The 14,268-nt window shown below is 60.7% G+C and carries 10 protein-coding genes and 1 tRNA gene; 3 read left to right on the top strand and 8 right to left on the bottom strand.

Translation table 11 applies throughout. From position 1 onward, the window contains the following. Positions 1-166: 166 nt before the first annotated feature. Positions 167-1,606 carry a histidine kinase gene (locus RQ593_RS01585; RefSeq protein ID WP_311449631.1) on the top strand — a complete coding sequence of 480 codons (1,440 nt, stop codon included), beginning with the start codon at positions 167-169 and terminating at the stop codon, positions 1,604-1,606. A 65-nt stretch (positions 1,607-1,671) separates the two neighbouring features. After that, positions 1,672-2,514: a response regulator transcription factor gene (locus RQ593_RS01580; RefSeq protein ID WP_311449630.1), complete on the top strand. Its 843-nt coding sequence runs from the start codon at positions 1,672-1,674 to the stop codon at positions 2,512-2,514. A gap of 169 nt (positions 2,515-2,683) precedes the next feature. Here the strand turns inward: RQ593_RS01580 and RQ593_RS01575 are convergent, their stop codons facing one another. From RQ593_RS01575 to RQ593_RS01540, 8 genes are all read right to left on the bottom strand, one after another. After that, complete coding sequence (locus RQ593_RS01575; RefSeq protein ID WP_049345070.1) at positions 2,684-3,001, bottom strand: nucleotidyltransferase family protein; 318 nt, start codon at positions 2,999-3,001, stop codon at positions 2,684-2,686. Between the two features lie 210 nt (positions 3,002-3,211). After that, on the bottom strand, positions 3,212-5,968 hold the full coding sequence (locus RQ593_RS01570; protein WP_311449629.1) for an ABC transporter permease: 2,757 nt from the start codon (positions 5,966-5,968) through the stop codon (positions 3,212-3,214). 3 nt (positions 5,969-5,971) lie between these two features. After that, positions 5,972-6,739: an ABC transporter ATP-binding protein gene (locus tag RQ593_RS01565; RefSeq protein WP_005507396.1), complete on the bottom strand. Its 768-nt coding sequence runs from the start codon at positions 6,737-6,739 to the stop codon at positions 5,972-5,974. Positions 6,740-7,066: 327 nt separating this feature from the next. Then, positions 7,067-8,611 carry a methionine--tRNA ligase gene (gene metG, locus RQ593_RS01560; RefSeq protein ID WP_294642101.1) on the bottom strand — a complete coding sequence of 515 codons (1,545 nt, stop codon included), beginning with the start codon at positions 8,609-8,611 and terminating at the stop codon, positions 7,067-7,069. A gap of 570 nt (positions 8,612-9,181) precedes the next feature. After that, positions 9,182-9,254, bottom strand: a tRNA-Lys gene (locus tag RQ593_RS01555). 214 nt (positions 9,255-9,468) lie between these two features. Continuing rightward, complete coding sequence (gene ilvC, locus RQ593_RS01550) at positions 9,469-10,497, bottom strand: ketol-acid reductoisomerase (protein WP_070831299.1); 1,029 nt, start codon at positions 10,495-10,497, stop codon at positions 9,469-9,471. A 309-nt stretch (positions 10,498-10,806) separates the two neighbouring features. Continuing rightward, positions 10,807-11,307 carry an acetolactate synthase small subunit gene (gene ilvN / locus RQ593_RS01545; protein ID WP_005505523.1) on the bottom strand — a complete coding sequence of 167 codons (501 nt, stop codon included), beginning with the start codon at positions 11,305-11,307 and terminating at the stop codon, positions 10,807-10,809. Next, on the bottom strand, positions 11,307-13,109 hold the full coding sequence (locus RQ593_RS01540) for an acetolactate synthase large subunit (RefSeq protein WP_311449628.1): 1,803 nt from the start codon (positions 13,107-13,109) through the stop codon (positions 11,307-11,309). Before RQ593_RS01540 ends, ilvN begins: the two co-directional genes overlap by 1 nt. Positions 13,110-13,570: 461 nt before the next feature. Between RQ593_RS01540 and RQ593_RS01535 the strand changes: the two genes are divergently transcribed. After that, complete coding sequence (locus tag RQ593_RS01535) at positions 13,571-14,110, top strand: hypothetical protein (RefSeq protein WP_070634764.1); 540 nt, start codon at positions 13,571-13,573, stop codon at positions 14,108-14,110. Positions 14,111-14,268: the final 158 nt, after the last annotated feature.

Raw genomic sequence — 14,268 nt, 5'->3', positions numbered from 1 at the left:
GATTTAATGTGGCGAAGCTCATAAATAATCCCGTATTTCAGCGTGTCGCGCACACAGAATCACACACAGGCAAAGATATACCCACACGCACTATGTGCACGTCAGCGCATTTTGTGGGCCTCCTATGCCCGCCATACTCCCCTCGCCCCCTCGCTACACTGGAAACATGCCCCTCAAGCACGCCGAAGCACAGCAGAACCCACAGCATGGCACAGAGACAGCCGAATCAGGCCACGCCGTAACGCATACCCGCGGCAGCTCAGAAAGCAACGACCTGCCCGCCGACGCCATCACCGCCTCCAGCCGCGTGCAAAGCTACCTCAGAGACAACCGCGGCTGGATGAACGTCATCGTCGTCGCGCACTTGCAGTTCTTCTGCTGCGTGCTCTCCGTTGCCTTCATCAACGGCTACGGCTGGATCCCGGTCATCTCCGCGCTCTGCAGTACCACCGCGCTCTACTTCCGCTACCGCTTCCCCTACGGCAGTATCTACGTGGTCATCGCGGCACTCTGCCTCACCCTCGTGTCCCCCTTCCCCGGCTCACTCGCCCTCACCTGCTACCCGCCGGTCAGCCTCGCCGCCTACCACACCGGCAGGCACTGGACCCGCCGCGCCCGCTTCCGCTCCCTCATCCTCGGTTGGGTCGGCGCACTTGCCGTCACCGTGCAGGCATCGCTCTCATTCCTCTACCACTGGGACGACATACCCGCCCGCATCTTCATCTCCCTGATGCTCGGCGTGCTCTGCGGATCCATCTTTACCGTCTTCTGGTTCCTCGGCGACTCCCGCCGCATGCGCGAACTGCGCAGCGAAGAGTTCGAAGAACGCGCCCGCCGCCTCGAATACGAGCAGGAACAAGAACGCCGCCTCGCCGCGCAGGATGAACGCACCCGAATCGCCCGCGAAATGCACGATATTGTGGCGCACTCGCTCTCCAGCATTATTTCCCAGGCGGACGGGGCACGCTACGCCGCCGCGAGCGCCCGCACCGCCCGCGCCCAGCAAACACAACAGGCACAGCAGGCAGAGCAACAGACCGAACAGGCAGGGCAGTGGGGTCAGGCTCAGCAGAACACGCCGGATATTGCGGAGCAGACCCTAGAACTCATCGCAGACACCGCACGCGACTCCCTCACGCAGATGCGTTCCCTCCTCGGGCTACTCCGCACCGACGAGGCAACCACCTACGCGCCCGTGCCCACCCTCAACGATGTGCCCGCCCTCGTGGAGCAGAGCCGCCGCGCCGGGCTACCCGTCACCTTCACCGGAATCACCGGCACCATGGCGCGCACCCTACCGCAGGGCGCCGAACTTGCGGCGTACCGCACCGTACAGGAGGCGCTCACCAATGCGCTCAAGCACTCCCCCGGCGCGGCAACCACCGTCACCATTCACTGGGGTGATGAGGGCCTGCAGTTGCGGGTTGAGAACGAACCGGTTTCTGCGGTCACGGCTCAGCACATTGCTCGCCCGGTACCCGGCAGCGGTAACGGTCTGCGCGGAATGAGCGAGCGCATCGCCCTCTACCACGGCACCCTCACCTACGGTCTGCAGCCCGACGGCGGTTGGCTCGTTGAGGCGGCGCTCCCCTACCGCGATCTCTAATACCGCTATGCTCCATTCACCCCGCTTATTCCTCCGCACCACCACTGTGACCTAGGATTGAAACTATGTACTCTTCCCCAACGCAAAACCCCCAGCCGATCCGCGTGATGCTCGTTGACGACCAGCGCCTAGTGCGCGGCGGCTTGAGCATGCTCGTCAACTCCCAGCCGGACCTGCAGGTCGTCATGGAAGCTGATGACGGCCTGGCAGCGATTGACGTTTTTGACCGTATGGTCTCTGAGGGGCAGGCGCCGCAGGTCATCCTCATGGATGTGCGCATGCCGCACTGCGATGGCCTGGAGGCGGCGCGCCGCATCCTGGAGCGTGACGGCGAGCGTGAAGTTTCCGAGGATGAGCGGGTGCGCATTATTATGCTCACGACCTTCGATATTGATGAGTACGTGTATTCGGCGGTGCGTGCGGGTGCGAGCGGTTTCTTGTTGAAGGACACTCCGCCGGAGCAGTTGCTGGAGGCGATTCGTACGGTGCACCGCGGCGATGCGGTGATTGCGCCGTCGGCTACTCGCCGTCTGTTGGAACACATGATTCCGGTGCTGGACTCCCCCGCTCCTGGTGTTCCTGCTACTCCTGTTGCCGACTCTGTGCAGGCTACTCCCCCGGCAGCGGGTTCTGAGCTTCCTAAGGCGACGTTTATTCCGGCTGATTCTGCGAGCTTTGAGCCTGCGCAGGATTATCCGCATCGTGAGTTGATTGAGCAGTTGTCGCCGCGTGAGTTTGAGGTGTTGGGTCTGATTGCGCGTGGCTTGTCGAATGCGGAGATTACGCGGGAGTTGGTGCTTTCGGAGGCGACGGTGAAGACGCATGTATCGCATGTGTTGGCGAAGTTGGGTGCGCGTGATCGTGTGCAGGCGGTCATTATGGCGTATGAGGCGGGTATCGCCCACTAGCACTCCCCTGCGATTACTCCCCTAATATAAGGGCACACCATACTAGAGAACGCAGTAAAGCCCCGGCGGGCGCCTCCTCTCGAGGCACCCTCCGGGGCTCTTTAGTTAAGTGGTTTCTTGTATCTCGTCGATGATTCGCTCAAAGTCACTCATCAGCTCAGGCAACTTCTTATAGCGGTAGCTCCACCATGTCCGGTTCAGCCTCCGCGTAGATGCGGGGGCGCAACTGGGTAACCATATCAACGCTACGGCCGGTCAGCTGTTCAATACGGTGCTGAGCGTCCACCATCTGCATGAACTCGTCAAAAGGGGCTACACCCGGCATCTGCACCAAAAAATCCAGGTCGCTGGTTTCGGTCAGCTCACCGCGGGCAGCGCTACCGAAGAGTCGGGCACGGCGCACACCAGCGTCACGGAGGATCTGAAGGACCTCCGCTTCATGGGGTAGCGTGTACCCGCGACGCAGATTGGGGTGGCTAGTGCTCATACACCCATCATACGCGCAAAGCCAGATGACAGGTCAGCTCCAAGAATCTGAGGGCACAAACCAAGCGCAGCAGAAATATATAGGGCACAACAGAATAGAGGACGCAGTGAAGCCCCGGCGGGCGCCTCCTTATCAGGGGCACCCTCCGGGGCTTTCTCACGCCGAGTATCCGGGTTCGCCGGGTACTGTGACTATGCCAGGTACAGCGGGTTAGCCGCGCATGCCCTCAACCGGGGACATGCGAGCCGAACGAGCCGCCGGCAGAGCCGAAGCGAGCATCGCGGCGAGCACACCCACAACGAGGATAACCACGTACCAGACGTACGGCAGATCAAGCACGAGCGGGGCGCTGGAGCTCGTGGAAGCCATCACGATCTTCGCGGAGACCGTGCCGATGACTGTACCGGCAATCATGCCGAGCACCACTGCGGCGAGCGTAATCAGGATCGCCTCAATGGAAATCATGCGGCGCAGCTGCTTGCGGGACAGGCCCAGCGAGCGGAGCATCGCGTTCTCGCGGCGGCGTTCGTTGACCGAGAGGGTCATCGTGTTCGCCACACCAATGATGGAGATGACCACTGCAAGCATGAGCATCACCAGGGTGAAGGTCAGCATGACGGTCAGCAGCTGGTCAAAGGTCTGACGTTCCTGCAGGCCACCGTTGAAGGAGTTGTCCGGGCTGATTCGGTTCAGCTCAGTCTGCAGAGTTGAGCTTTCACTGCTGGTCAGCGGGGATGCGGCACGCACCAGAATGACGGTGCCGTTACCGGTTGCCTGGCTGGTGACAGTCAGGCGAGCTGCCTTTGCCTGAGCTTCCTGGTCGCCGCTGGCGATTGCCTCCTGCATACGCTTCTCGGCTTCTTCAGCGGCGGGGTTGGGAACTTCCTGCGGGTTCTTGGCGTCCTGCAGCTTAGCGGCGGTGGTCGGGTTGACGATCATCAGGTGCTGCTTGGTTACGGACTTGACGGGCTTGAGTTCCACTTCGCCGAGCGGGCCGTGTGCCTTCAGGCGGCTGGACTCGTTCAGACCGGCGGACTTCCAGAGTCCCTGCGGCACGAGTACGGTGTCGTCGGCAAGGTTCGAGTTTTCGTCCGGCAGGATTGCCTTCATGTCGGAGGAGCTCAACGCCACCAGGTTAGCGTTCTGCTTGACGCTCTGGCCCTCGTACTCGGTAGTGTAGTCGACCACACCACCGGCGTAACCAACGGCGGACGCTTCTACGTTCTTAATACCCTTGGCCTTAGATGCAATCTCTTCCGCCTTAGTCACGGTGGAGGCTGCCTCGTTGTGCCCAAACGGGTGGTAGGTCGTCTGCGCAGAAATCGGGTACTGCTGATCCAAAGCCTTGACGAACGATGCGCTCAGCACCGTGTAGCCGGTCAGCACAGTCGACACGACCAGGGTGCCGACGAGCACGGCGCGGCCGGTGGAGACGGTGCGCTTGGGCGAACGCAGTGCGTTGGCGAGCGCGAGCTTGCCGGTCTGGGTGCGGGTGACCGCGCCGAGGGCACGTACCAGCGGGGGTAGCACCAGCGGGGTGATGAGGAAGACCGCGATACCGAGCAGCAGTGCGGCGAGCATGCCGAGGAAGATTGCGGAGTTACCGTCACGTTCGGTGCTGGTTGCCTTATCGAGTGCAGTCACGACGGCGGCAACGCCACCGATGGCGAAGAGGGCACCGATGATGGGGCCGATCTTGCCGTGCTTGCCGACTTCGCGGTTGGTGTGCTCGCTCATCGCGCTAATGGGCGAGATGCGCAGGGCGCTTCGTGCCGGGGAGAGCGACGCCAGAACCGTCACGATGGTGCAGAGGAGCACACTCACCAGGATCGGGGTAATCGAGTACGAAATCATGATGGTGGTCAGGTTCGCACCAACCAGCGCGCCAACCGGGTAGGTCAGCAGCGCACCGATGAGGGAGAACACTACGCCCACGGTAACCGATTCGATGAGTAGCATCCGTACGAGGGAGCCGCCGCGGGCACCGAGGGTGCGCAGCAGAGCCAGTTCACGGAGGCGCTGGCCGACCAGCACCGCGAAGGTGTTGGAGATGACGAACGAGGAGACCAGCAGAGCCAGCGCTGCGAAGGCGCCAAGGACCACGCTAATGGAGGTGAAGACCGTGGAGATGCTCTTCTGGTAGTCCTCCAGCAGCTTCTGACCGGTCATAACGCGCGGGTCGTTCTTGCTGTCGCCGCTGCTCAGGGAGTCCTGCAGGCTCTTGAGCTTGGCGTCGGTTACGCCGTCCTTGAACTTGAGGTAGATGAGGTTCGCGCCAGCCATGTTTCGGTAACCGGCGGCGGAAGTCTTGTTTTCGGTTTCGGCTGCTTTCAGCGTAGCTTCGCCGAGGCTGGTACCGCCAATAAAGACAGCCTGGTTGGTGGTGGAACCTTCAAAGCCAGGGTCGAACAGACCGACGACGGTGTATTCGGCGGTCTTAGTGGTGCCGGGGGCGCTGACGGATTCCACAACGTCGGTGCTGGTGACCTTGCCGTTCAGCGAGAGGTTATGCTTCTTCGCGAAGTAGGTGGAGACCATGATTTCGTGGTCGCTACTGGGGATTTTGCCCTGCACCTTGTACGGGAAGAGGCTCGAGTCGGCGGGCAGCTGGTTGTACTGCACGGGGGTTTTCTGGTCGCCGGTACCGATCGAACCCGTGACGGCGTACTGCACCCAGTAGCCGGAGAGCAGGTCGCTCTGCTCTACCTTCTGAATCTGGTCGCGAGTCAGATAGACGGAGGTGCTGTCTTTGCCATCGTAGGTGGTAGCGGCGGAGGCGACGACCGCCTCGGCGCGGGAGAGCACGTCACCAACGGAGGAGTTGACGGTCGCCTGCAGCGAGTTGGTGAGCATCATAATGGCTGCGATGAAGAAGGAGGAGATCGCGATGCCTATGCCCGTAAGAACGTATTTTCCTTTGGAGGCGCGCAGGTTGGAGCGCGCCACCGTGTTCAGTGTGGTTGCCACGGCTTATCGACCTTCCAGCTGTGCCATTGCGCCGAGGACGGCGTCGTAGGTGGGTTCGATCATTTCGCCGGCGACCATGCCGTCCTTGATGAAGACCACGCGATCTGCGTAGGAGGCGGCGTTTGCGTCGTGGGTGACCATGAGGATGGTCTGTGCGTGGTCGGTTGCGGCGGCACGTAGCAGGCGCAGCACCTCGGCGCCGGAGTTGGAGTCGAGGTTACCGGTCGGTTCGTCGGCGAAGACCACTTCGGGGCGTGCGAGCAGGGCGCGCACGATGGCGACGCGCTGCTGCTGACCGCCGGAGAGCTGTTCGGGGCGGTGGTCGAGGCGGGTTTCCAGGCCGAGGGTCTTGACCAGGTAGTCGCGCCACTGCGGGTCCGGCTTCTTACCGGCAAGGCCCAGGGGCAGGTCAATGTTCTGGCCCGCGGTGAGGGTGGGCACCAGGTTGAACGCCTGGAAGATGAAGCCGATGTGTTCGCGGCGGAATTCGGTAAGGGCGTTGTCCTTCAGGCCGAAGAGCTCGGTACCGCCGATACGAATCGAGGTTGCCGGGTTCGGGTCGGGGGTATCCAGGGTTGCGATGGTCTGCATCAGCGTGGACTTACCCGAGCCGGAGGGACCCATAATGGCGGTGAACTTGCCCTGCTCAAAGTCGACGGAGACGTTGTTGAGGGCGTGGACGGTTGCTTCACCCATGCCGTAGGTTTTGGAAAGGTTTCGTGCGGAGACGGCGACCTGTGCCGTCTGTGCGTGAGGAGTTGTCGTAGTCATAGTTCAATTATTTCACGCAGCGTGGCGCTGACTACAGGGTTTTTCTCATCCTCCAGGTTGATTTTGGCGGGTGTTCACCGGGTCTTGACCTGCGGATGCATGGTTTCCCGGTGCTTCCGCAGTATGAGCTGAGCGCGAGGTAGCCGGAACGGGGTACCGGCATCATCCTTAAGTATGAGTGGGGGCTCACTCGGCGTTCTCACCCTGCGTCCTTACCCCGCACCCGTACCTCTAGATAGTGCATGCCAAAAGCCCCCGGCTCCTCCCCCATTCAGGGTTAGGAAGCCGGGAGCTTTCTCACGCTATCCGCTATTGCTGAAGCAGCCGTTATGCCTTGGGTGCTTCGTAGCGGGGGAACACCGGTGCGGGTGCGGGCAGTTCGGTGCCGGGCACGAGCGCGGTGCCGAGGGCTGCGAACTGGCGTGCGTCACCTTCGGGTACGCCGAGCAGGGTCAGCAGCTTGGCGGTTGCGTCGGGCATGACGGGCTGCAGCAGCAGGGCGACCTGGCGTACAACCTCAAGGGTTACGTACAGCACGGTGTTCATGCGGTCGAGTTCGCCATTCTTACGCAGGGTCCAGGGTTCCTGCTCTGCGAAGTAGGCGTTGGTGTCAGCGAGGACGGTCCAGATGCGCTCGAGTGCGCGGTGGAATGCCTGCTCGTCGAAGTCTGCACGGACGGGCTCGTAGAGGGCTGCCGCCTGGTCGAGGATCTGGCGGTCGGCTTCGGTGAATTCGCCGTGGGTGGGGACGGCACCGCCGCAGTTCTTGGCGACCATGGACAGGGAACGCTGGGCGAGGTTGCCAAGGTTGTTTGCCAGGTCGGAGTTAATGCGGTTGATGATGGACTCTTCGGAGTAGGAGCCGTCCTGGCCGAAGGACACTTCACGCATGAGGAAGAAGCGGACCGCGTCCAGGCCGAATGCGTCAACGAGGTTTGCGGGGTCAACGACGTTACCGACGGACTTGGACATCTTCTCGCCGTTGACGAGCAGGAAGCCGTGGCCGAAGACGCGCTTGGGCAGTTCGATTCCGGCGGACCACAGGAATGCGGGCCAGTAGATGGAGTGGAATCGGGTGATGTCCTTACCGATGAGGTGCAGGTCTGCGGGCCAGTACTTGGTGAACAGTTCGTTGTCGGTATCGGGGTAGCCGAGGCCGGTCAGGTAGTTGGTGAGGGCGTCGACCCACACGTACATAACGTGCTTGTCGTTGCCGGGTACGGGTACGCCCCAGTCGAAGGTGGTGCGGGAGATGGACAGGTCGTTGAGGCCACCCTTGACGAAGGAGATCAGCTCGTTGCGGCGGGATTCGGGGTAGACGTAGCCTTCGTTAGCGTAGAGTTCGAGGAGCTTGTCGCCGTACTTGGAGAGGCGGAAGAAGTAGGATTCTTCTTCGGTCCATTCGACTTCGGTGCCGGTGGTGATGGCGTAGCGCTGGCCGTCGCGGACTTCGGTTTCGTCTTCTGCGTAGTAGGCTTCGTCGCGGACGGAGTACCAGCCGGCGTACTTGTCGAGGTAGATGTCGCCGTTTTCTTCCATGCGCTTCCAGATGGCCTGGGATGCGACATAGTGGTCGGGGTCGGTGGTGCGGATGAAGCGGTCGTAGCTGATGTTCAGCGCGTCGTTCATCGCTTTGAAGCGTGCGGAGTTCTCGTCGGCGAGTTCCTTAGCGGTCTTACCGAGCTTCTCGGCGGTGGTCTGCATCTTCTGGCCGTGCTCGTCGGTGCCGGTCATGAAGCGCACGTCGAAGCCGTCGAGGCGCTTGAAGCGGGCTAGCACGTCGGCTGCGATGGTTTCGTAGGCGTGGCCGATGTGCGGGTTGCCATTGGGGTAGGAGATGGCGGTGGTGATGTAGAACGGAGTTGCAGTCATAACTTTCAGTTTACCGCAGTATTAGGCGAGGCTCTCACCGGGGTTACACTCTGATACGCGGTGGCTGATTGCGTGTGGGTGGAGGCTGCCACGCAACAGGCTAAACCGCGACAGCCTCCCCGCCCCAGTTCGCTAGGCACGGGGCGCACACCCAAACCACGAACCACCCGGCGGGATTAGCTCGAGGTTCGGCACCCTCCTCGCTCCTACAGGGGCACCCGCCCTCGCTCCGCTTCGGGCACCCTGATGTCGCTACGGAGGCCACCGAAACCTCCACGCACCCGCCTAACCGGTGCAGCTACGTTTTCCGGAAGCGCCCTCAGGGTGTCGCACGGACGCTCTCCGTAGCGAAGCAAGGAGGAGCGGAGCGTCCGGGTGACGGGTGCCCCTGCGTAGGCGCGGAGGAAACATGTAGCGCACCCCGTAGTCTTGGGAGAAGCGAGGTACCCACCCACCCCACCCCTGCAGGAGCGAGGATGAACACCGATTCCTCAACCCATGAAGACTGCATTTCAAGGGGAACGCAAAAATCCCGCCGATTCCGAAGAATCAGCGGGATTTCCTGTGAAGTGCGCCCCCTGGGACTCGAACCCAGAACCCATTGATTAAGAGTCAATTGCTCTGCCAATTGAGCTAGAGGCGCTTATTTTGTTTTTGCGGGTTTCCCTCGCAACAAGTAAATACTATACGGCATCTTGTGGGCGCCCGCAACTCGAGCGAGCATGAACTGCATCACACCCCTTGTTTTGGGGTTTTAGCAGGCTCTCGTTAGACAGAAATCCGGCACCCCACCCCTCCCCTGTAGCGGGGTGTGGGTGGTGCGCCGGATTCTTAGAAAGCTATTGCTGAGCTACAGCTTAGCGAGCGACGGAACCTTCGGTGTAGTCGTCGTTAGCGGTGTTCCAGGAGAACAGCTCGCGCAGCTTGCGGCCGGTTGCCTCGATGGGGTGTGCCTCGCCCTTTGCGCGCAGTTCCTTGAACTCGGGTGCGCCTGCAGCCTGGTCTTCCATGAAGCGCTTTGCGAAGTTGCCGTTCTGGATGTCTGCCAGGACAGCCTTCATGTTTTCCTTGACCTCGGGGGAGATCACGCGGGGGCCGGAGACGTAGTCGCCGTACTCTGCGGTGTCGGAGATGGACCAACGCTGCTTAGCGATGCCGCCTTCGATCATCAGGTCAACGATGAGCTTGAGCTCGTGCAGGACCTCGAAGTATGCGATTTCGGGCTGGTAGCCTGCTTCGGTGAGGACCTCGAAGCCGTACTGGACGAGCTGGGAGGTGGAGCCGCAGAGGACTGCCTGCTCGCCGAACAGGTCGGACTCGGTCTCTTCGGTGAAGGTGGTCTTGATGACGCCTGCGCGGGTTGCGCCGAGGCCCTTTGCGTAGGACAGTGCCAGTGCGAGTGCTTCGCCGGATGCGTCCTTCTCGACTGCGACCAGGGCGGGAACGCCGCGGCCTGCTTCGTATTCGCGGCGGACGGTGTGGCCGGGGCCCTTGGGGGCGACCATTGCCACGTCAACACCCTCGGGTGCGGTGATGTAGCCGAAGCGGATGTTGAAGCCGTGTGCGAAGAACAGTGCGTTGCCGGGCTTGAGGTTCGGCTCGATGCTCTCTGCGTAGACCTTTGCCTGGACCTGGTCCGGGGTCAGGATCATGATGACGTCTGCTTCTGCTGCTGCTTCTGCAACGGTTGCGACGCGCAGGCCTTCTGCCTCAGCCTTGGCACGGGACTTGGAGCCCTCGGACAGACCGACGATGACCTTCACGCCGGAGTCACGCAGGTTCAGTGCGTGTGCGTGGCCCTGGGAGCCGTAACCGATAACTGCTACGGTGCGGCCCTGGATCAGGGAGAGGTCTGCGTCGTCGTTGTAGAAAATGGTTGCTGCCATTTTTCTTCTCCTCAGTAAGTTTGATATGCGGCCCAGGCTGGGCTCAACATTCACTATTCTACTTGATAGCTTTTGGGGTGCAGGTTTACGAGAGCACTTCTCAGATTGTGGCTCAAGATTTTATAACCTGCAGAGTTTATGGGGTACTGCATCTATTTCTTTGGTATTGGGGTGCCTAGGTAGAGAAATCACCTAGTAGAGAAAGAAATAGAGAGTACCTGATGCTCCCCCGCCCGCACTGCGAATACGTGTGTTTCGGTTGTGCGGGCGGGAGAACTGCTACGGGAATGTAGCGTCAGGTATTTTGTGCTAGATGCGCTCGCTCATGGCGCGGGGGCCACGTGCCAGGCCGATGGTGCCTGCGCGAACAATTTCGCGAACACCGTAAGGCTCCAGAACATCCAGCAGTGCGTTGAGCTTCTCCTCAGAACCGGTTGCCTCGATGACAACAGACTCAGGGGAAACGTCAATCACAGATGCGCGGAACAGGTCAGCTGCCTGAACGATCTGCAGGCGAGCAACTGCGTCGGCCTTGACCTTAATCAGGATGTGGCCGCGCTGGGTGGAGGAGTCGGCGGGAAGCTCGACGACCTTCAGCACGTGAACAAGCTTGTTCAGCTGCTTGGTGATCTGCTCGATGGTGTGTGCGTCACCCTCGGTCACGACGGTGATGCGGGAAACACCGGGGTTTTCGGTGGGGCCCACAGCCAGGGAGAGGATGTTGAACAGGCGGCGGGAGAACAGGCCGGAGACGCGGGTGAGAACGCCCGGCTTATCTTCTACCAGAACGGACAGAGTGTGCTGAGACATTAGTTCTCTCCCTCACGATCGAACTCGGGCGAAGTGTTCTTCGCAATCCAAATCTTGTCATTAGAAACGCCTGCCGGGACCATGGGCCAGACCAGTGCGTGGGGGCTGACGGTGAAGTCAATGACCACGGGGCGGTCGTTGATTTCCAGGGCAGCCTTAATGGTGGCGTCCACGTCTTCGTCGCGCTCGCAACGGAAGGTGGCGCAACCGTATGCGTCGCCGAGCTTCACGAAGTCGGGGATGCGTGCGGTGCCGTGACCGTCCTTCAGATCGGTGTTGGAGTAGCGCTCGTTGTAGAACAGAGTCTGCCACTGGCGCACCATACCGAGGGAGGAGTTGTTGATGATAGCAACCTTGACGGGGATGTTGTTCTGTGCGCAGGTGACCAGTTCCTGGTTGGTCATCTGGAAGCAGCCGTCACCGTCGATAATCCACACGGTGGATTCGGGGTGTGCGACCTTTGCGCCCATGCCGGCGGGAACGCCGTAGCCCATGGTGCCGAGGCCTGCGGAGCTGATGAAGTGACGGGGGCTCTCCTGCTGGATGTAGTGTGCACCCCACATCTGGTGCTGGCCAACGCCGGTGACGTAGTATGCGTCGGGGCCGGTGAGAGCGCTAATACGCTCCAGGACGTACTCAGGCGAGCCGAGGCCATCGTTGGGCTTCTCGTAGCCGAGCGGGTAATCCTTGCGGATGACGTTCAGCTCGTTCCACCACTCGGTCAGGTTCGGCAGCTGGTCTGCGAACTCGGTGGAGAGCAGCTCGATCAGTTCGGGCAGCACGTACTTGAGGTCGCCGACGATCGGCACGTCTGCGAAGCGGATCTTCGAGATTTCTGCCGGGTCAACGTCGATGTGGATGACCTTAGCCTCGGGTGCGAAGGAGTCGAGCTTACCGGTGACGCGGTCGTCGAAGCGTGCACCGAGGGTAATCAGCAAGTCAGACTTCTGCATTGCGGCGACGGCGGGGACGGTGCCGTGCATGCCGGGCATGCCGAGGTTCTGGGGGTCAGAGTCGGGGAATGCACCGATAGCGTTCAGGGTGGTGACGACGGGTGCGCCGATGAGCTTAGCCAGCTTGTGGAACTCTTCGGAAGCACCTGCGCGGACCAGGCCACCACCGACGTAGAAGACGGGGCGCTTGGATTCGGTGATGAACTTAGCTGCTTCGTGGATCTGCTTGGAGTGGCCGCGGGTGACGGGGGTGTAGCCGCGCAGCTCCAGGTCCTCAGGAATGCCGCGGTATTCCATCATGCCGACCTGTGCGTCCTTGGTGACGTCCACGAGCACGGGGCCGGGGCGGCCGGTGGATGCGATGTGGAATGCTGCTGCGAGCGCGCGGGGGATGTCCTGCGGGTCGGTGATCATGAAGGAGTGCTTGGAGATGGGCATTGCCATGCCGACGATGTCAGCTTCCTGGAATGCGTCAGAGCCCAGCAGCTTGGTGGACACCTGGCCGGTGATTGCAACCAGGGGGATGGAGTCCATGTTTGCGTCTGCGATTGCGGTCAGCAGGTTGGTTGCGCCGGGGCCGGAGGTTGCAATGCACACGCCGGTCTTGCCGCTGGACACTGCGTAGCCCTGAGCGGCGTGGCCTGCACCCTGCTCGTGGCGGACCAGGATGTGGCGGACCTTCTTGGAATCGTACAGGGGGTCATAGGTCGGCAGAATGGCTCCACCAGGCAGGCCGAATACGTCAGTCACACCCAGGTCTTCGAGGGTGCGGACGATTGCCTGAGAACCGGTCATGCGTTCTGCGGGAGCGTTTGCCGCGTCATCAGAAGTGGAAAATCCCATAGTCATGGAAATGCCTCGTGTCTTAATGGTTCTTCGTTGTACTCAATGTTCTGCGTGGGGTTTGTGTGATCCTCACGCATCCTATGCCCGGGGGTACCAAGCTATAAAAAATGCCCCTCGCTGTTGGTGGTAGCGGTAGGGGCGCTCAGTCGCAGTGAATAGACCCTGCCACTCGCCCTAGGCGACGTCGACAAGGTTTAGAATTCGCTGGAACATTGCTGTCTTCACCCTTCTATGGTGCGCCCCAAGAGGGGGTGAGTCAAATCTCTATCGGGCAACACACCCGTTTTTGTTCATAAAGGCGCAGGTCGGATACTTTCTTTCATGATGTGGACACATTGCACTTGTTTACACATTCCCACGTGTTCATTTGAACAGGTGAGAAAAACTCGCATTTTTGGACGTCATGGCGCGTAATATGTGCGAATACTCGTGACCTTCGTTGGTTGCCCCGGTAGACTGATGCTATGACCGAACCGATTATCACGGTCGCTGATGAGCTGACCGAAGCAAGTAAGTACGCAGAGGTTATCGACCCCCGTAACTCTGTTGAGAGTAGCGAGTTTTTGACGGGTGAGGAACTCATTCGGGTTCTGCACCCGGTTTTTGACGAGCAGATTATTAATTACGGTGCATACAATTTGGTGTATGCGACGGGCCGTGCGGTTTACCGTAATCCTGATTTGGCGTTGCATCAGTCTCCTGATCAGCAGCATTTCATTGTGGGTTATCAGGATGCGCCTGATGAGGTGATTATTGCTCCGGTGAATTTGCCGGCATTGACGCCTGCGGGTACGGCTACGACGATTGATAATACGAATGCGCTGCATGCGTATCGTGTGGGTGATGATGCGGTGACGCTTGAGTCGGTGAATGGTAGCTCGTTTTATTTGTCGTTTGAGGATAATGCTGAGGTGGCGACTCGTTTTGGCGTTGGCCTGCTGGAGCAGGGTAAGGACGTGGAGGATTTCCGTGAGTTTGTGACGCGGATTTGGCCGGTCCTGTAGTAGAGACTTTTCGTGCTGGATGCCCGCTGTAACTCTTAGGGTTGCGGCGGGCTTTCCTGTGCCCACACCCGGCTATGTGGACCGCTTGAGGGGCGGTGCACGTCCTCGCTCCTACAGGGGCACCCGCCCTCGCTCCTACAGGGGCACCCGCCCTCGCT

The sequence above is a fragment of the uncultured Rothia sp. genome, from assembly GCF_963507905.1.
In the GTDB taxonomy this organism is placed as follows: Bacteria; Actinomycetota; Actinomycetes; order Actinomycetales; family Micrococcaceae; genus Rothia.
Note: the sequence above shows the minus strand (reverse complement) of the source record. Positions and strands in the feature narration are given on the sequence as shown.

What these genes read in the sequence shown, in the direction of transcription:
- RQ593_RS01585 (WP_311449631.1), top strand. Translation starts at nt 167, where the DNA reads ATGCCCCTCAAGCACGCCGAAGCACAGCAGAACCCACAGCATGGCACA.
- RQ593_RS01580 (WP_311449630.1), top strand. Translation starts at nt 1,672, where the DNA reads ATGTACTCTTCCCCAACGCAAAACCCCCAGCCGATCCGCGTGATGCTC.
- RQ593_RS01575 (WP_049345070.1), bottom strand. Translation starts at nt 3,001, where the DNA reads ATGAGCACTAGCCACCCCAATCTGCGTCGCGGGTACACGCTACCCCAT.
- RQ593_RS01565 (WP_005507396.1), bottom strand. Translation starts at nt 6,739, where the DNA reads ATGACTACGACAACTCCTCACGCACAGACGGCACAGGTCGCCGTCTCC.
- metG (WP_294642101.1), bottom strand. Translation starts at nt 8,611, where the DNA reads ATGACTGCAACTCCGTTCTACATCACCACCGCCATCTCCTACCCCAAT.
- ilvC (WP_070831299.1), bottom strand. Translation starts at nt 10,497, where the DNA reads ATGGCAGCAACCATTTTCTACAACGACGACGCAGACCTCTCCCTGATC.
- ilvN (WP_005505523.1), bottom strand. Translation starts at nt 11,307, where the DNA reads ATGTCTCAGCACACTCTGTCCGTTCTGGTAGAAGATAAGCCGGGCGTT.
- RQ593_RS01540 (WP_311449628.1), bottom strand. Translation starts at nt 13,109, where the DNA reads ATGACTATGGGATTTTCCACTTCTGATGACGCGGCAAACGCTCCCGCA.
- RQ593_RS01535 (WP_070634764.1), top strand. Translation starts at nt 13,571, where the DNA reads ATGACCGAACCGATTATCACGGTCGCTGATGAGCTGACCGAAGCAAGT.